Consider the following 16,529-nt stretch of genomic DNA (forward strand, 5'->3'; position numbering starts at 1 on the left):
CCGCACCCCCGACAAGGCCGATTCGATGACCCAAGCCCAGCTCCCGACGCATGCCCTCGTGGCCGCCGAACTCGAGGCCCTGGAGGCCTCGCTGGCCGCTTCCGAGCTGCATGGGTCGCTGTGTGGCTACCTTTCGGGCGGAGGTGCGCACGACCGCAAGGGCTGGTTCGCGGCCGTGATGACCGACCCGCTGCTGTCGCCGCCCGAGCCCGACAGCGCGCTTGACCTGCTTTACCTGGCCAGCGCCGCCCAGCTCGAATCCCCGGATTTCGGCTTCGAACTGCTGCTGCCGGCCGAAGACCGGCCCGTGGACGAGCGGGGCGACGGCCTGCTTGCCTGGTGCCGCGGTTTCCTCGGCGGTTTCGGCCTGGCCTCGGGTGCCAACCCGCCGCTGTCGGAAGATTCCGAGGAAGCCCTGGCCGACATGGCCCGCATCGCCGCCAGCGACCTGAGCTACGAAGAGCCGGAAGCCGACGCCGAGGCGCTGGAAGAAGTCGCTGAATTCATACGAGTCGCCGCGCTGTTGCTGCACAGCGACTGCGTGCTCGGACCCCGGCATCGCCGCAAGCTCAACTGAGCCGGCCATGATCAAAGCCGCCGAATTCGCGCGCCGCCGCAAGCAGCTCATGCGCATGGCCGACGAGGACGCCATCCTCATCCTGCCGGCCTCGCCCGAGCGCGTGCGCAGCCACGACACGCACTATCCGTACCGCCAGGACAGCGACTTCTGGTATCTGAGCGGCTTTCCCGAGCCCGAAGCCGTGCTGGTGCTGGTGCCCGGGCGCGCCCACGGCGAAGCGCTGATGTTCTGCCGTGAACGCGACGCCGAGCGTGAAGCCTGGGACGGCCCGCGTGCCGGCCCGGAGGGCGCGGTGGACGCGTTCGGCATGGATGACGCCTATCCCATCGCCGACCTCGACGACATCCTGCCGGGCCTGCTGGAAGGGCGTTCACGCGTCTACTACCACTTCGGCCGCGACACCGAATTCGACCTCAAGCTCATCGGCTGGGTGAACCGGGTGCGCTCGCAGGTGCGCCATGGCGCCCAGCCGCCGCACGAGTTCCTCGAACTGGGCCACCTGCTGCACGAACTGCGCCTGTTCAAGAGCGCCGCCGAACTCAAGCTGATGCGCCGCGCCGCCGGCATCGCCTGCGAGGCCCAGCTGGCCGCCATGCGCGCCACCCGCCCGGGCGGCCACGAATACGAAGTCGAGGCGGCGCTGCAGTACACCTACCGGCGCCACGACGCCGTGGCCGCCTACGAACCCATCGTCGGCGCCGGCGCCAACGGCTGCGTATTGCACTACCGCGCCAACAAGGCACCGCTGGCCGACGGCGACCTGTTGCTGTGCGACGCCGGCGCCGAATACGCCGGTTACGCCTCCGACATCACCCGCACCTGGCCGGTGAACGGGCGTTATTCAAAGGAGCAGCGCGCGCTCTACGACATCGTGCTGGCCGCCCAGCACGCGGCGATGGAACAGGCCGCGCCTGGCCGGCCCTGGATCCTGGGCCACGAAGCGGCGGTGGAAGTCCTGGCCGAAGGCCTGCTGTCGCTGGGCCTGCTCAAGGGCAGCCTGAAGGCCGCCCTGCAGTCGGGCGCCTACCGGCGCTTCTACATGCACAAGACCGGCCACTGGATCGGCCTGGACGTGCACGATGTCGGCGAATACAAGGTCGCCGGCGAGTTCCGCGAACTCGAGCCGGGCATGGTCTTCACCATCGAACCGGGCCTGTACATCCCGCCCGGCAGCAAGGGCGTGCCGGCGAAGTTCCAGGGCATCGGCATCCGCATCGAAGACGACGTCGCCATCACCAAAACCGGGCACGAGGTCCTGACCAACGCGGTGCCCCGCGACATCGAGGCGATCGAGGCGGTCCTGGCCGGGCGCTGATCAGGCCATGACCTGCACCGGAACCGGCGGCGGCTCGGCCTGCGCCGCGCCGGCCTGGCGGTCCTGTTCGGCCGACACGGCCCGGGCGATGCGCATGAACACCAGCGCCAACGGCACCGCCAGCGCGCACTGGGCGATGCCCACCCATTCAGCGACCCGCATCTGTTCGAGAGTCTCGGCGCGCAGGGTAAGCCGGAAGCTGATGTTGCCGATGATGTTGCCCACCAGCCACAGGCCCCACCAAAGCGGCAGCGGCCCCGCGTCGCCGGGCTGCCAGTCGCGCGGCGCATGGCTGGCCAGCCAGATTTCCTTCATGGCGCGGTAGGGCATCACCAGGTTGGCGAAAGGCACGAAATACCAGCCCACCGCCCAGCCCGGGGTGATCTGCAGGCGCAGGCCGCCGAGGTGGCGGATGTTCCAGGCGGCGCAGTAGATCCAGCGGCCAATGATGAAGAACAGGCTCAGCGACACCGCCGCGCTGGCCAGCCCCACGATGGCCTGCAGGATCTCGGACGGCGCCAGGCTGTCGTCCTCGGGGATGAAGCTGCCGTCGATCAGGGCGTTGATCAGCGAGACCACGCCCAGGCTCGCGCCGGCGTAGGCGACCTGCAGCATGACGTCAAGCCAGAGCATGACCAGTACGATCCTGGTCAGCCCTTCCAGTGATTGATACCCATCCTTTGCGGCCACGTGGCGTTCCCCGATCCCCTGCGTGGACCGGGAGCCTACATGTCGAACTTGTTCAGCACCACTCCCTGCGACTGGTAGTGCTTCCAGCGTTCGCGCAGGGGGGCGCGGGCCGCCGGGTCGGCGGGCACCACTTCGAGCACGCGCTCGAAGCCGGCGGGCACCGGCGCGTCGCGCAGGTTCAGCACCAGCGGGCGCAGCGCCGGGGATTGTTCGGGCGGGGCGATAAGCACCTCCACCTCGTCTTCGTCCTCGTCCATGCCGGCGATCTGGTGCGGCAGGAATTCATCGGGGTCGAAGGACCACATCAGGTCGTCCAGGGCTTCGGCCTGTTCCGCCGAGGCCGCCAGCACCAGCAGCGGCTGGCCGGCGTGCACGGCCTTGCGGGCCAGTTCGCACACCAGCAGCAGCGGCTGCTCGCGGAAGCGCGGCTTGCCGATCAGGTAAAAATCGGCGCGTGCCATGTCAGCCGGCCCGGTCGACCAGCCACTGGGTCAGCAGGCCTACCGGGCGGCCGGTGGCCAGGCCCTTGCGACCCTCGGTGTTGGACACGCCGGCGATGTCGATGTGCGCCCAGCGCTGGCCTTCGGTGAAGCGCGACAGGAAACAGCCGGCGGTGATCGTACCGGCCGCCTTGCCGCCGATGTTGTAGACGTCGGCGAAGCCGGACTCGAGCTGGCTCTGGTAGTCGTCCCACAGCGGCAGGCGCCAGGCGCGGTCGTGCACGTTGTCGCCGGCGGCCAGCAGTTCGTCGGCAAGGTCGTCGTGCTTGCTCATCAGGCCGGCGGCGTGTTTGCCAAGGGCAATGACGCAGGCGCCGGTGAGCGTGGCGACGTCGACGATGGCCTGCGGCTCGTAGCGCTGCACGTAGGTCAGGGCGTCGCACAGGATCAGGCGGCCCTCGGCGTCGGTGTTGCCGACCTCGATGGTCTTGCCGGACATGGAGGTGATGACGTCGCTGGGCCGGTAGGAATCGGCGTCCACCATGTTCTCGACCGCCGGCACCACCATCACCAGGTTCAGCGGCAGCTTCATCTTCGCCACCGACAGGAAGGTGCCGAAGACGCTGGCGGCACCGCACATGTCGAACTTCATTTCTTCGATGCCGCCCTGCACCTTCAGGTTGATGCCGCCCGAGTCGAAGGTGATGCCCTTGCCGACCAGGGCATAGGGCTTGGCGTCGCCGGCGCCGTTGTAGCGCAGCACGACCAGGCGCGGCGGGTTGGCCGAGCCGCGGGCCACCGCCAGCAGCGAACCCATGCCCAGTTTTTCCATGTCGGCGCGTTCGAGGATCTCGGCGGTCACGCCCGCGTGGTCCTTGGCGATGCGGTGGGCGGTGTCGGCCAGGAAGCCGGGGTTGCAGATGTTCGGCGGCAGGTTGCCCAGTTCGCGGGCCAGCGCCACGCCGGCGGAGATGGCCTGGCCGCGTTCGAACTCGCGCTGGTGCGCCGGGTCGCCGACGACTTCGACGGACTTCAGGCCGTCGTCGCCGTTCTTGACGCTGCGGGTGGCGGTGTAGGCATAGGTGGCGTGGTCGGCCGACACCACCGCCTGGCGCACGGCCCAGCCGGCATCACGGCCGGCCACGGGCACTTCGGCCAGGGTGAGCAGGGCGCTGCGCGTCGGGCCGCTGCGCAGGGCACGCACGGCATCGGTGACCGCCTTCTGGAACTGCGGGGCGCCGAACTTTCCGGATTCGCCCAGGCCCACCACCAGCACGCGCGGCGCCTTCACGCCGTCAAGGTCGTGCAGCAGGGCGGTCCGGCCGGTCTTGCCCGAAAGGTCGCCGCGCTTGGCCAGCGTCGACAGCCGGCCCCCCGCTGCCTTGTCGATGGCCTTGCCCGATGCGGACAGGCTGCCATCGGCAAACAGGCCCACCACGACGCAGTCGACGTCGGCTTGGGTGGGTTCAGGGCGGTTCAGGCGAAATTCGAGGCTCATGGGCGATCACCGTTACAATTTGCAAACCCCGATTCTAGCAAGCCCGTCCCCCTCCCAGCCCGGCGCCCCTGAATGCTGCTCATCGAGCGTTACCTGCTGCGCCAATTCGCCCAGAACGTCGCTGCCGTCGCCGTGGTCCTGCTGCTGGTGGGGCTGGGCGGCCTGCTCGTGGACCTGATGAGCGACATCGCGCGCGGCCAGGTGCCGGCCGGCCTGTTGCTGTCGCAGCTGGGCCTGCGCTCGATCCAGGTGCTGCCGCTGCTGTTGCCGCTGGCCCTGTTCGTCGGCCTGCTGCTGGCGGTTGGCCGCCTCTACGGCGACAGCGAAATGGCCGTGCTGGCATCCGTGGGGCTGGGGCCGCGGCAATTGTGGCGGCCGCTGGTCGCGGTGGCGCTTCCGGTGGCGTTGCTGGTCGCCGCGGCGTCGCTCTGGGCCGCACCGGCGGGTGCGCGCCTGGCCCAGCGCATGGTCGAAGACGCCAACCGGTCCTTCCTGGTGGCGGGGCTGGAAGCCGGGCGTTTCATCGAGCTGCCGGGCCGGGGCGGCATCCTCTATGTCGGCGACATCGACGCCGAGGGCTCGCGTTTTGGCCGCATGTTCGTGCAATCCGAGCGTGATGGCCGTATCGACGTGGTCACCGCCCGCGAGGGCGAACTGATCCTCGAGGGCGAACGCGGCCGCTACCTGCTGCTGCGCGACGGCTTCCGGGTCGAGGGCAACCCCGCCGCGCGCGACTTCCGCATGATGCGTTTCCAGGAAAACGAACTGCAGGTGCCTGACCGCGAGCCCGATGTCGACGCCGACGAACTCAATGCCGTGCCGACCCGCGTGCTCTGGGCTTCCCCCGCGCCGGCCGCCCAGGCGGAGCTGCACTGGCGAATGGCGACGCCGCTGATCGTGCTGGTCCTTGGCGTGCTGGCCCTGCCGCTGGGCCGCGGGGAGCCGCGCCAGGCTCGCTACGGGCGCATCCTGGCGGCGCTGCTGATCTACATCAACGCCATGATCCTGCTGGTCCTGGGCAAGGGCTGGCTGGCGGTGGGCACGCTGCCGGCCTGGCTGGGCCTGTGGTGGCTGCTGCTGCCGATGGCGGCGCTGGCGGCCTGGCTTTACGCCATCGACGGGCGCCTGCCGCGCCGGCGGGTGCCGGCATGATGCTGCGGCGGCCGGGCCGCATCGACGCCTACCTGGCGCGCACCGTGCTGGTGTCGACCCTGGCTGCCTGGGTGGTGTTGCTGGGTTTCGACGTGCTCACCGCGATGGTGAACGAACTCGACGAGGTGGGCGAGGGCGGCTACACGCTCAGCCATGCCTTCCTTTACACGCTCTACACGGTTCCGCGGCGCACCTACGAGCTGTTTCCCACCACGGCGCTCATCGGCACCGTGCTCGGCCTGGGCGGGCTGGCGGCACGTTCGGAGCTGACCGCCATGCGCGCCGTCGGGCTGTCGCGGCTGCGCATCGGCCTGGGGGCCCTGGGCTCGAGCGGCCTGCTGGCCCTGGTGATGGTGGTCAACGCCGAAACCGTGGCGCCCATGGGTGAACAGCAGGCGCAGCTGGTGGCCAACTCGGCCAAGGCCGGTGACGTGGTGATGGCGCGGGTGTCGGGACTGTGGGCGCGCGAGGGCAATCTTTTCCTCAATGCCCGCGACGGCCAGCGCCGCGAACTGGACGGCAAGGCCTGGACCGAACTGCAGGGCGTTCGCCTGTACGAATTCGACGACGAAGGCCGCCTGCTGTCGCTGGCCGAAGCGAAGTCGGCCGAACACCGCGACGGCCAGTGGTTGCTCAGGGACCTGCGGCGCAGCCGGTTCGGCGAACGTTCGGTCCAGGTCGAAACCCACGCATCGGAAGCCTGGACCACGGCCCTGGGCGACGAAGTGGTGTCGTCGGCGGTGGCGCGGCCGCGCTACCTGTCGAGCGCCGAACTGCAGCGCAACATCACCTACCTCGAACGCAACGGCCTGGACGCCAAGGCTTTCGAGAACGCCTACTGGGCGCGCTGGTTCTATCCGCTCAACGTGGTGGTGCTGTGCCTGTCGGCGCTGCCCTTCGCCTTTGGTTCGCTGCGTTCCGGCGGTTTCGGCAAGCGCCTGTTCATCGCCATCGTCATCGGCATCGCCTACCTGCTGGCGCAGCGGCTGGTCGTGAGTCTTTCCGACGTCTACCGCTTCGATGCGCGCCTGGCCTACCTGCTGCCGCCGCTGGGACTGCTGGCGGTGACCTGGGGGCTGTTCGCCCGGCGCGATTAGGCACTGCGTGGATCAGCGGCGCGGCGGCGCGTCCAGCCGCACCAGCACGGTGCCGCTGGCTAGGTCGTGCCAGCCACGTCGGTTGCGGTCCACCAGGCACCACAGCAAGCCCAGGCCAGCGGCCGCCAACGACACGGTCGCCACCGCATATCGAATCAGCAGGGCGCGCAGCGGCGGGCGCCGGCCGTCGGCCTGCAGTACCTTCAGCCGCCAGGGCCGCATGCCCAGCGTCTGGCCGCCGCGGTGCCAGGAAAACACCGCGTAAAAGCCCGTCACGGCCCACAGCAGCGCCAGCTCCAGCCAGGCAACCAGGCTGCCGGGTTCCACCGGCTCGCCGCCCCTGACCACGAGCACCAGGGCGCTGGTCGCGAACCACAGCGCCAGCACCGGGAAAAAGTCATAGACCAGGGCGAACAGGCGCCAGCCCAGGTGGGCCGGGCGGGCGCTCGCGGCGCTCGGCGGGGAAGGGTTTTCGGACATCGCGACAGCATAGCCGGGGCCGGTGCCGGCCGTTAAGCTGCCGGCATGCCCGCCCGTTCCCCCGCCGACCGACGCGCCCGCGCCCAGTCCCTGCCGCCGGCCTCGGAGGCCGACCAGCGGGCGATCACGGGCTTCCTGGACCGGGCCTGGGCCGAAAGTGGCCTGGCCCGGCTGACCCTGGACAGTTACCGGCGCGACCTCGAGGGCCTGGCCCGCTGGCTGGCCGCGCGGGGGCAAAGCCTGGGCGCCGTCGACCGGCAGGGCCTGTTCGAGTACCTGGCCTACCGCACCACCGCCGGTTACGCCGCGCGCAGCAATGCCCGGCTGCTTTCGGCGCTGCGGGCCTACTTCGCCCAGCAGGCGCGGCTGGGCCTGCGCGACGAGGACCCGACGGCGAGGCTGGACCCGCCCAAGCTGCGCCGCAGCCTGCCCAAGGCCCTGTCCGAAAGCGAAGTCGAAGCCCTGATCCAGGCGCCGGACACCGGGACGCCCGCGGGCCTGCGCGACCGCGCCATGGTCGAGCTGATGTACGCCACCGGCCTGCGGGTGAGCGAGCTGGTGAACCTGCCGGCGATGGCGGTGAACCTTCGCCAGGGCGTGCTGCGGGTCACCGGCAAGGGCGGCAAGGACCGCCTGGTGCCGCTGGGTGAAGAGGCCCAGCACTGGCTGCAGGCCTACCTGGACCAGGCCCGGCAGGTCCTGGCCGGCGGGCGGGCGACGGCGCCGCTGTTCCTGGGCCGGGGCGGCGAGGCGCTCAGCCGCCAGCAGTTCTGGAACGTGGTCAAACGCCTTGCCGCGGTGTCGGGCATCGACCCGGCGCGGGTCAGCCCGCACGGGCTGCGGCACAGTTTCGCCACCCACCTGCTCAACCACGGCGCCGACCTGCGCACCCTGCAGATGCTGCTGGGCCACAGCTCGCTCTCGACCACCCAGATCTACACCCTGGTCGCCCGCGAAGGCCTCAAGCGCCTGCACCAGCAACACCACCCGCGCGCCTGAACCCATCCCTGCCTGTGCGAGAATCCCTGAACTTTCCGGCCCGCGATGGGTCGGAACCGAAACGCCGCAAGGAACACCCCCTGATGATCCGTCCCACCCTGCTTGCCCTGGTCTTCTCCGCTTCCCTGGCCGCCTGCGCCGCTGACAGCCCGGCCCCGGCCGACGGCAAGCCCGCCGCCAATGCCACCGCAAACGCGCCGGCCAGGGCCGACGCCGACGCGCGCGCCCGCATCGAGGCCTCGCTGCAGACACTGGCGCCGGGCACGCGTGTGGACGCGGTCGCACCTTCGCCGATCCCGGGCTACCTTGAGGTCGCCGTCGGCGCCCGCGTCATCTACGTCTCCGAGGACGGCAAGCGGCTACTCCAGGGCGCGCTGATCGACATCGCCAGCCGGGACAACCTCACCCTGGCCAGCGAAGCCAGGCTGCGCCGCGACATACTGGCCAGCGTGGGCGACGAATCCAGCATCACCTTCGCAGCAGCCGACCCGAAACACGAAGTGACGGTGTTCACCGACATCGACTGCGGTTTCTGCCGGCGCATGCACAACGAGATCGCCGAATACAATCGCCTGGGCATCTCCGTGAACTACCTGTTCTATCCGCGTGCGGGCATTGGGTCGGAATCCTTCCAGAAGGCCGTCAACGTCTGGTGCGCCCCGGACCGCCGCAAGGCCCTGACCGCGGCCAAGGCCGGCAAGGACCTGCCGCGCAAGGACTGCACCAACCCCGTCACGCGGGACTACGACCTGGGCCGCCGCGTGGGCCTGGACGGCACCCCGGCGATCTACGCCGCCGACGGGACGCACCTGGGCGGCTTCGTGCCGCCGGCCGAACTGCTGGCCCGGCTGGAGCAGGTCGGCACCGGATCGGTGGAATGAGCGCGCCGGCCGGGCCCCGGGCCCGGCCTTGGTTTACAATTGGCGGCTCGCTTCCCCTGGGATCTGTGCGGACATGATCGTCCTCGAGGGCCTGCCGGCCCTGTCGCCTTTCCGGCACGAACGTCTCCAAGCCCGCCTGCAGCAGCTCGTGCCCGGGCTCCGGCTTACCGGCGCCTGGTTCGTCTACTTCATCGAACCCGAGTCCGGCGCCAGCCCGGACACCGCCGCGCTGGGCCGCATCCTCGAAGGCTGCGTGTCCTTCGAAGCGCCCGCGCCCGGCGCCAGCCCGCGCTTCGTGGTGCCGCGCCTGGGCACGATGTCGCCCTGGGCCAGCAAGGCCACCGAAATCCTGCGCGGCGCCGGCCTGTCGGTGAAGCGCGTCGAACGCGGCACCCGCCTCGACCTCGAAGGCTTGCCCGGCGCCGACGACCCGCGCTGGCCCAGGCTCGCCCGCATCCTGCACGACCCGATGACCCAGTCCCTGCTCGAGGCGCGCGAACAGGCCTCGGCGCTTTTCGTGGCCGGCCAGCCCGGCCAGGTCGAACGCATCGCCCTCGACCAGCTTCAAGCCGCCAACCGCCGCCTGGGCCTGGCCCTGTCGGAAGACGAAATCGACTACCTGCGCCGCCGTTACGGCGACCTGGGCCGCGACCCGTCCGACGCCGAACTGATGATGTTCGCGCAGGCCAATTCCGAACACTGCCGGCACAAGATCTTCAACGCCGACTGGACCATCGACGGCGAACAGCAAAGCCATTCGCTGTTCCGCATGATCAAGAACACCCACGCGCGCAGCCCGCAGCTCACCCTCACCGCCTACAGCGACAACGCCGCGGTGGTGCAGGGTCATCCCGGCGCGCGCTTCCGGCCCGAAGCCGGCACCGGCGAATACGGCCACAGCGCGCCGATGGACTCGGCCTTCGCCATCAAGGTCGAAACCCACAACCACCCGACCGCCATCTCGCCCTTCCCGGGCGCCGCCACCGGCGCCGGCGGCGAAATCCGCGACGAGGGTGCCACCGGTCGCGGCGGCAAGCCCAAGGCCGGCCTCACCGGTTTTTCGGTGTCGCACCTGCGCATTCCGTCGTTGCCCCAGCCCTGGGAAAACGAACGCCCGCTCAACCCGCGCATGGCCACGGCGCTGGAAATCATGACCGACGGCCCGATCGGCGCCGCTGCGTTCAACAACGAATTCGGCCGCCCCGCGCTGGCCGGTTATTTCCGCAGCTTCGAGCAGGCCACCGACCAGCCCGGCCTGGTGCGCGCCTACGACAAGCCGATCATGCTGGCCGGCGGCCTGGGCGCCATCGATCCCTCCCAGGTCACCAAGCTGGGCCTGCGCCCGGGTGACGCGGTGGTGGTGCTGGGCGGCCCGGCGATGCTCATCGGCCTGGGCGGCGGCGCCGCTTCGTCGGTGGCCTCGGGCCAGAGCTCGGAAGACCTCGACTTCGCCTCGGTGCAGCGCGACAACCCCGAGATGCAGCGCCGCTGCCAAGAAGTCATCGACCGCTGTTTCGCCCAGGGCGAACGCAACCCCATCCTGACCGCCCACGACGTCGGCGCAGGTGGCCTGTCCAACGCCATCCCGGAATTGCTGCACGACTCCAACGTCGGCGGCGTCATCGACATGGCGAAGATCCCCAGCGACGACCCCTCGCTGTCGCCCATGCAGCTGTGGTCGAACGAGGCGCAGGAACGTTACGTGCTGGGCGTCGCCGCCGACCGCGTGGCCGATTTCGAAGCCATCTGCCGGCGCGAGCGCGCCGTGTTCGCGGTCGTCGGCCATGCCACCGCCGAAGAGCGCCTGGTGCTGCGCGCGCCCGACGACAGCACGCCCATTGATCTGCCGATGGACCTGCTGTTCGGCAATTCACCCAAGATGCTTCGCGACACCCAGCGTGAGCCGGCCCCGCGCTGGCCGCGCCTGGACAGCGGGAAGCTCGACCTGCACGAAGCCGGCCTGCGCGTGCTGGCGCACCCGACGGTGGCGTCGAAGAACTTCCTGGTCACCATCGGCGACCGCAGCGTCGGCGGCCTGTGTTCGCGCGACCAGATGGTCGGCCCCTGGCAGCTGCCGCTGGCCGACGTCGCCATCACCCTGACCGACTTCAACGGCGTCGCCGGCGAAGCCATGGCCGTGGGCGAACGCACGCCGCTGGCCCTGATCGATGCCGCCGCGTCGGCGCGCATGGCCGTGGGCGAAGCCATCACCAACCTCGCCGCGGCCCCGGTGGCTTCGCTCGAGGAAGTGAAGCTGTCGGCCAACTGGATGGCGGCGGCCTCGTTCCCGGGCGAAGACGCGGCGCTGTTCGACGCGGTCAAGGCCGTGGGCATGGAACTGTGCCCCGAGCTCGACCTGTCGATCCCGGTCGGCAAGGACTCGCTGTCCATGCAGGCGCAGTGGCAGGCCGATGAAGGCCCGCAAAAGGTCGTTTCGCCGGTGTCGCTGGTGGTCAGCGCCTTCGCCCGCGTCGCCGACGCGCGCCGGCAGCTGCTGCCGGTGCTCGACCGCGGCGCCGATTCCGAAATCTGGCTGATCGGCCTGGGCGCCGGCCAGCGGCGCATGGGCGGCTCGATCCTGGCCCAGGTGCACGGCGCCTTCGGCGGTGCCTGCCCGGACCTGGACGAACCCGGCCGCCTGCGCGCCTTCTTCGACCTGATCCAGGCCGCGCGCGCCGACGACCTGCTGCTGGCCTACCACGACCGTTCCGACGGCGGCGCCTTCGCGGCGCTGTGCGAGATGGCCTTCGCCGGCCACTGCGGCCTGGAGCTCAACCTCGAAGGTTGGGGCGACGACGCCTTCGCCGCGCTGTTCAATGAAGAACTGGGCGCGGTGGTGCAGATCGCGTCCGAAGACCGCGTCGCCTTCGCCGACCTGGTGAATCGCCACGACCTCACCCACTGCGCCCAGCGCATCGGCAAGCCGACCACGGCGCCGGTGGTGCGGGTCAACCAGGGCCGCGACCTGCTGGCCGAGTGGAGCTGGCAGCAGTTGTTCGGCGCCTGGTGGTCGGTGACGCACGCCATCCAGGCACTGCGCGACGATCCGGCCGGGGCCGACGGCGAACGTGCCGCGCGCCTGGACTTCGCCGATCCCGGCCTGTCGCCGGTGCTCACGTTCGACCCGGCCCAGGACATCGCCGCGCCCTACATCCATACCGGCGTGCGCCCGAAGGTCGCCGTGCTGCGCGAACAGGGCGTCAACGGCCAGGTGGAAATGGCAGCCGCCTTCGACCGCGCCGGCTTCAGCGCCGTCGACGTGCACATGACCGACCTCATCGAGGGCCGGCACCGGCTGGAAGACTTCAAGGGCCTGGCGGCCTGTGGCGGCTTCAGCTACGGCGACGTGCTGGGCGCGGGCCGCGGCTGGGCCACGTCCATCCTCGAACGCCCGGACCTGCGCGAGCAGTTCGCGCGTTTCTTCGAACGCCCCGACAGCTTCAGCCTGGGCGTGTGCAACGGCTGCCAGATGCTGGCCCAGCTCAAGGGCCTGGTGCCCGGTGCCGAACACTGGCCGCGTTTCCTGCGCAACCGCAGCGAACAGTACGAAGCCCGCCTGGCGCTGGTGGAAGTGCTGGACTCGCCCTCGATCCTGCTGGCCGGCATGGCCGGTTCACGCATCCCGGTGGTGGTGGCCCATGGCGAAGGCCAGGCCCGCTTCGACCAGCCGGGCCACCAGGACCAGGCGGCGGTGGCGCTGCGATTCGTCGACAACAGCGGCGCCGTCACCGAGGCTTACCCGGCCAATCCCAATGGCTCCCCGGCCGGCATCACCGGCCTGGCCAGCCGCGACGGCCGCGCCACGCTGATGATGCCGCACCCCGAGCGCGTGTTCCGGACCCTGCAGATGAGCTGGCACCCGGCCGGCTGGGGCGAGGACTCGCCCTGGATGCGCATGTTCCGCAACGCCCGCGCCTGGGTCGGCTGACGGCGCATTCCTACGCCCTCGCCCGGCCGCGGGGGAGGGCAGGGGCGGGGGCAACCTGCTAAATTCCGGGCTCCCCCAGACGTGGAGCCCCGCGTGGCCGCGGCCCTGAACGAACAACCCGGCAATGCCGACCTGCGTGTCGCCGAAACCTTGGCCGAACGCGGCCGCCTCAAGGACAGCGACCTCGCGCGCGCCCAGCGCCTGCACGCCGAAGCCGGCGGTTCGCTGGTGGCGCTGCTGGTGCGCCTGGGCATGGTGTCCGAGCGCGACATGGCCGAAACCGCGGCCGAAGTCATGGGCCTGCCGCTGCTGTCCACCAAGGACTGCCCGGAAGCGCCGCCGCCGGGCGTGCAGCTTTCGCTGCGCTTCCTCAAGCAGGCCTCGGTCTGCCCGGTGGGCGAGGACGAAGCCCACGTCGACCTGCTGGTCGCCGACCCGCAGGACCCCTACGCCGCCGAAGCCGTGGCCCTGGCCACCGGCCGCGCGGTGCGGCTGTCGGTCGGCCTGCGCGCCGAAATCGCCGACCTGATCGAGCGCTATTACGGCACCGGCCGATCGGCCATGGGCACCATCGTCGAAAACCTCGGCGACGAATCGACCGGCGACGAAGCCGACGTCGAACAACTGCGCGACCTGGCGTCCGAAGCCCCGGTCATCCGCCTGGTGAACCTGGTCATCCAGCGCGCGGTCGAACTGCGTGCGTCCGACATCCACATCGAACCCTTCGAAAACCGCCTGAAGGTGCGCTACCGCGTCGACGGCGTGCTCGAGGAAGCCGAATCGCCGCCGGCCAACCTCACCGCCGCGGTGATCTCGCGCATCAAGATCATGGCCAAGCTCAACATCGCCGAGCGCCGGCTGCCGCAGGACGGCCGCATCATGGTGCGCGTGCAGGGCAAGGAGCTGGACCTTCGCGTTTCCAGCGTGCCCACCGCCCACGGCGAAAGCGTGGTCATGCGCCTGCTCGACCGCGAATCGGTGGTGCTGGACTTCAAGGCCCTGGGTTTCACCGACGAATTCCTCGACAAGTTCGTCAAGGTGCTCGAACAGCCCCACGGCATCCTGCTGGTCACCGGTCCCACCGGCTCGGGCAAGACCACCACCCTCTATGCCGCGCTAAGCCAGCTCAACACCCCCGACGTGAAGATCATCACCGTCGAGGACCCGGTCGAATACCAGATCGAAGGCATCAACCAGATCCAGGCCAAGCCGCAGATCGGCCTGGACTTCGCCCAGGCCCTGCGCAGCATCGTGCGCCAGGACCCGGACATCATCATGATCGGCGAAATGCGCGACCTGGAAACTTCGCGCATCGCCATCCAGTCGGCGCTCACCGGCCACCTGGTGCTGTCGACGCTGCACACCAACAACGCCGCCGGCGGCATCACCCGCATGATGGACATGGGCGTCGAGGACTACCTGCTCACCTCCACGGTGAACGGCATCCTGGCCCAGCGTCTGGTGCGCCGCATCGAGCCCACGCACGCCGAGAAGTACGAAGCGCTTCCGGAAGTGATCGAGGAATTCGGCCTGCGCCGGTTCCAGCCCGAAGGCACGATCTACCTGTTCCGCCCGAAGCCGTCCGCGTTGACGCCCACCGGCTACCTGGGCCGCACCACCATCATGGAATTCCTGGTGATGGACGACGAACTGCGCCGCCTGGTGATGCAGCACGCCGGCATGGGCGAGCTCGAGGACGCGGCGCGCGCCCGCGGCATGCGCACCATGTACGAAGACGGCCTGCTCAAGGCCATGCAGGGGCTGACGACCATCGAGGAAGTCCTGCGCGTCACCCAGGAAGCCTGAGCCGATGCCGCTGTTCCGCTACAAGGCCCTGTCCACCGTCGGCGAAACGCTCGAAGGCCAGATGGAGGCCGTGAGCGCCGACGAAGTGATCGTGCGCCTGCAGGAACAGGGCCACCTGCCGGTCGAAGCCCGCCGCGCCGACGAAGACGGCGCCGGTGTCGGCTGGACACCCCCGTGGCGGCGAAAGGACTTCGACGAAGACCAGGTGCTGCAGTTCACCCAGCAGCTGGCCACGCTGCTCGGGGCCGGCCAGCCCCTGGACCGCGCCCTGGGCATCCTGCTCGAACTGCCCGAAACCGCCCAGGCCCGGCGCGTGGTCGAACGCATCCGCGAGGCCGTGCGCGGCGGCACGCCGCTGTCGACGGCGCTTGAACAGCAACACGGGGTGTTCTCGCGCCTGTACGTGAACCTGGTGCGCGCGGGCGAGGCCGGCGGCAACGTGCACGAATCCCTGGGCCGGCTGGCCGACTACCTCGAACGCAATGCCAAGCTGCGCGGCCGGGTGGTCAACGCCCTCATCTACCCGGTGATCCTGGTGGTGATGGTGTTCGCCTCGGTGGCCTTCCTGATGGCCGTGGTGGTGCCGCAGTTCCAGGAGCTGTTCGAAAGCATGAACGCCGACCTGCCCTGGTATTCCGAAGCCGTGCTGCACATGAGCCTGTTCATGCGGGCCTGGTGGTGGCTGGTGGCGATCGGGGTGGCGGGCGCCGGCCTGTGGCTGGCGGTGCGCCTGCGCGAGCCCGACGCCCGCCGCGCCATCGATGCGCGGCTGCTGCGCCTGCGCTATGTCGGCGACCTCGTGGCGCGCCTGGACACCGCCCGCCTGGCGCGCACCCTGGGCACCCTGGTGCGCAACGGCGTACCTTTGCTGAACGCGCTGAACCTGTCGCGCCCGGTGCTGTCGAACCGGGTGCTGGCCGACGCCGTCGAGGTGGCCGCCGAAGACGTCAAGACCGGCAACGGCCTGGGTTATGCCCTGGGCCGGCAGAAGTGTTTCCCCCGCCTGGCCGTTCAGATGATCCAGGTGGGTGAAGAGTCAGGTGAACTCGATACCATGCTGCTGAAGGTGGCCGACACCTTCGACCAGGAAACCAGCAACGCGCTCGACCGGCTGATGGCGGCGCTGGTGCCGGCCCTGACCATCCTGATGACGGTGGTGGTCGCGGTGATCATCCTCTCCGTGCTGCTGCCCATCTACGACCTCACCAACGCCATAGGCTGACCACCATGCAAGCAATGCCCCGCAAGTTCTCCGTCCCGCGCAGCCAGCGCGGCATGAGCCTGATCGAGATCATGATCGTGATCGTGCTGATCGGCGGCGTGCTGGCCCTGATCACCAGCCGCGTCATGGGCGGCCAGGACCGCGCCAACGTCAAGCTGACCGAAAGCCAGCTGATCACCCTGGCCCAGAAGGTCGACGCCTACCGGCAGGACACCGGCCGCCTGCCCGATTCGCTCGACCAGCTGGTCACCAGCGGTGGCCAGCCGAACTGGCTGGGCCCCTACGCCACGGCCGAGGAGCTCAAGGACCCCTGGCAGACGCCGATCGAGCTGCGCCGCCCCGGCACCAACGGCCCCTTCGAGCTGGTCAGCCTGGGCGCCGACCAGCAGCCGGGCGGCGAAAGCGTCAACGCGGACATCCGCAAGCCCTGACGGGCCGGCG

14 protein-coding genes are annotated in these 16,529 nt (G+C 70.0%); 10 read left to right on the top strand and 4 right to left on the bottom strand.

The genetic code is table 11. The features are described from left to right. The first annotated feature begins 25 nt into the window (after nucleotides 1-25). Together IEX13_RS11770 and IEX13_RS11775 are read left to right on the top strand one after the other, a co-directional pair. A complete protein-coding gene (locus tag IEX13_RS11770) occupies nucleotides 26-577 on the top strand; it encodes a UPF0149 family protein (RefSeq protein ID WP_188664455.1) in 552 nt (183 codons plus the stop codon). 7 nt (nucleotides 578-584) lie between these two features. Continuing rightward, on the top strand, nucleotides 585-1,895 hold the full coding sequence (locus tag IEX13_RS11775; protein WP_188664458.1) for an aminopeptidase P N-terminal domain-containing protein: 1,311 nt from the start codon (nucleotides 585-587) through the stop codon (nucleotides 1,893-1,895). On the opposite strand, the gene IEX13_RS11780 is transcribed toward IEX13_RS11775, so the two are convergent. The 3 genes from IEX13_RS11780 to IEX13_RS11790 form a co-directional block, all read right to left on the bottom strand. After that, the gene (locus IEX13_RS11780; protein ID WP_188664461.1) at nucleotides 1,896-2,528 is read right to left on the bottom strand and encodes a DUF4328 domain-containing protein; all 633 of its coding nucleotides are present in this window, start codon (nucleotides 2,526-2,528) and stop codon (nucleotides 1,896-1,898) included. It abuts the gene before it with no gap. 92 nt (nucleotides 2,529-2,620) lie between these two features. After that, nucleotides 2,621-3,046 carry a DNA polymerase III subunit chi gene (locus IEX13_RS11785; RefSeq protein WP_188664464.1) on the bottom strand — a complete coding sequence of 142 codons (426 nt, stop codon included), beginning with the start codon at nucleotides 3,044-3,046 and terminating at the stop codon, nucleotides 2,621-2,623. 1 nt (nucleotide 3,047) lies between these two features. Further along, the gene (locus IEX13_RS11790) at nucleotides 3,048-4,523 is read right to left on the bottom strand and encodes a leucyl aminopeptidase (protein ID WP_188664467.1); all 1,476 of its coding nucleotides are present in this window, start codon (nucleotides 4,521-4,523) and stop codon (nucleotides 3,048-3,050) included. Between the two features lie 72 nt (nucleotides 4,524-4,595). Between IEX13_RS11790 and lptF the strand changes: the two genes are divergently transcribed. After that, nucleotides 4,596-5,675 carry an LPS export ABC transporter permease LptF gene (gene lptF / locus IEX13_RS11795; protein WP_188664471.1) on the top strand — a complete coding sequence of 360 codons (1,080 nt, stop codon included), beginning with the start codon at nucleotides 4,596-4,598 and terminating at the stop codon, nucleotides 5,673-5,675. Then, nucleotides 5,672-6,772: an LPS export ABC transporter permease LptG gene (gene lptG / locus IEX13_RS11800; protein WP_188664474.1), complete on the top strand. Its 1,101-nt coding sequence runs from the start codon at nucleotides 5,672-5,674 to the stop codon at nucleotides 6,770-6,772. The genes lptF and lptG overlap by 4 nt, the downstream gene beginning before the upstream one ends. A gap of 12 nt (nucleotides 6,773-6,784) precedes the next feature. On the opposite strand, the gene IEX13_RS11805 is transcribed toward lptG, so the two are convergent. Beyond that, on the bottom strand, nucleotides 6,785-7,252 hold the full coding sequence (locus IEX13_RS11805) for an RDD family protein (RefSeq protein WP_188664477.1): 468 nt from the start codon (nucleotides 7,250-7,252) through the stop codon (nucleotides 6,785-6,787). Between the two features lie 45 nt (nucleotides 7,253-7,297). On the opposite strand from IEX13_RS11805, the gene xerD reads away from it, so the two are divergent. The 6 genes from xerD to gspG all read left to right on the top strand — a co-directional run bounded on the left by xerD (nucleotide 7,298) and on the right by gspG (nucleotide 16,519). Then, a complete protein-coding gene (gene xerD, locus IEX13_RS11810) occupies nucleotides 7,298-8,251 on the top strand; it encodes a site-specific tyrosine recombinase XerD (protein ID WP_188664480.1) in 954 nt (317 codons plus the stop codon). 83 nt (nucleotides 8,252-8,334) lie between these two features. After that, complete coding sequence (locus IEX13_RS11815) at nucleotides 8,335-9,132, top strand: DsbC family protein (RefSeq protein WP_188664483.1); 798 nt, start codon at nucleotides 8,335-8,337, stop codon at nucleotides 9,130-9,132. Nucleotides 9,133-9,205: 73 nt separating this feature from the next. Continuing rightward, nucleotides 9,206-13,060, top strand: a complete 3,855-nt coding sequence (gene purL / locus IEX13_RS11820) for a phosphoribosylformylglycinamidine synthase (RefSeq protein ID WP_188664486.1) — start codon at nucleotides 9,206-9,208, stop codon at nucleotides 13,058-13,060. Nucleotides 13,061-13,165: 105 nt separating this feature from the next. Beyond that, nucleotides 13,166-14,866 carry a type II secretion system ATPase GspE gene (gene gspE / locus IEX13_RS11825; RefSeq protein WP_425489109.1) on the top strand — a complete coding sequence of 567 codons (1,701 nt, stop codon included), beginning with the start codon at nucleotides 13,166-13,168 and terminating at the stop codon, nucleotides 14,864-14,866. A gap of 4 nt (nucleotides 14,867-14,870) precedes the next feature. Next, nucleotides 14,871-16,088 carry a type II secretion system F family protein gene (locus IEX13_RS11830; RefSeq protein WP_188664489.1) on the top strand — a complete coding sequence of 406 codons (1,218 nt, stop codon included), beginning with the start codon at nucleotides 14,871-14,873 and terminating at the stop codon, nucleotides 16,086-16,088. Nucleotides 16,089-16,093: 5 nt separating this feature from the next. Next, the gene (gene gspG, locus IEX13_RS11835; protein ID WP_229668539.1) at nucleotides 16,094-16,519 is read left to right on the top strand and encodes a type II secretion system major pseudopilin GspG; all 426 of its coding nucleotides are present in this window, start codon (nucleotides 16,094-16,096) and stop codon (nucleotides 16,517-16,519) included. The last annotated feature ends 10 nt before the right edge of the window (nucleotides 16,520-16,529 follow it).

This window comes from Arenimonas soli (assembly GCF_014643775.1).
GTDB lineage: Bacteria > Pseudomonadota > Gammaproteobacteria > Xanthomonadales > Xanthomonadaceae > Arenimonas > Arenimonas soli.

Coding starts and splice junctions, on each gene's coding strand:
- lptF (WP_188664471.1), top strand. CDS start 4,596: ATGCTGCTCATCGAGCGTTACCTGCTGCGCCAATTCGCCCAGAACGTC.
- IEX13_RS11775 (WP_188664458.1), top strand. CDS start 585: ATGATCAAAGCCGCCGAATTCGCGCGCCGCCGCAAGCAGCTCATGCGC.
- IEX13_RS11790 (WP_188664467.1), bottom strand. CDS start 4,523: ATGAGCCTCGAATTTCGCCTGAACCGCCCTGAACCCACCCAAGCCGAC.
- IEX13_RS11815 (WP_188664483.1), top strand. CDS start 8,335: ATGATCCGTCCCACCCTGCTTGCCCTGGTCTTCTCCGCTTCCCTGGCC.
- xerD (WP_188664480.1), top strand. CDS start 7,298: ATGCCCGCCCGTTCCCCCGCCGACCGACGCGCCCGCGCCCAGTCCCTG.
- IEX13_RS11830 (WP_188664489.1), top strand. CDS start 14,871: ATGCCGCTGTTCCGCTACAAGGCCCTGTCCACCGTCGGCGAAACGCTC.
- IEX13_RS11785 (WP_188664464.1), bottom strand. CDS start 3,046: ATGGCACGCGCCGATTTTTACCTGATCGGCAAGCCGCGCTTCCGCGAG.
- gspG (WP_229668539.1), top strand. CDS start 16,094: ATGCAAGCAATGCCCCGCAAGTTCTCCGTCCCGCGCAGCCAGCGCGGC.
- IEX13_RS11770 (WP_188664455.1), top strand. CDS start 26: ATGACCCAAGCCCAGCTCCCGACGCATGCCCTCGTGGCCGCCGAACTC.
- purL (WP_188664486.1), top strand. CDS start 9,206: ATGATCGTCCTCGAGGGCCTGCCGGCCCTGTCGCCTTTCCGGCACGAA.
- IEX13_RS11780 (WP_188664461.1), bottom strand. CDS start 2,528: ATGCTCTGGCTTGACGTCATGCTGCAGGTCGCCTACGCCGGCGCGAGC.
- IEX13_RS11805 (WP_188664477.1), bottom strand. CDS start 7,252: ATGTCCGAAAACCCTTCCCCGCCGAGCGCCGCGAGCGCCCGCCCGGCC.
- lptG (WP_188664474.1), top strand. CDS start 5,672: ATGATGCTGCGGCGGCCGGGCCGCATCGACGCCTACCTGGCGCGCACC.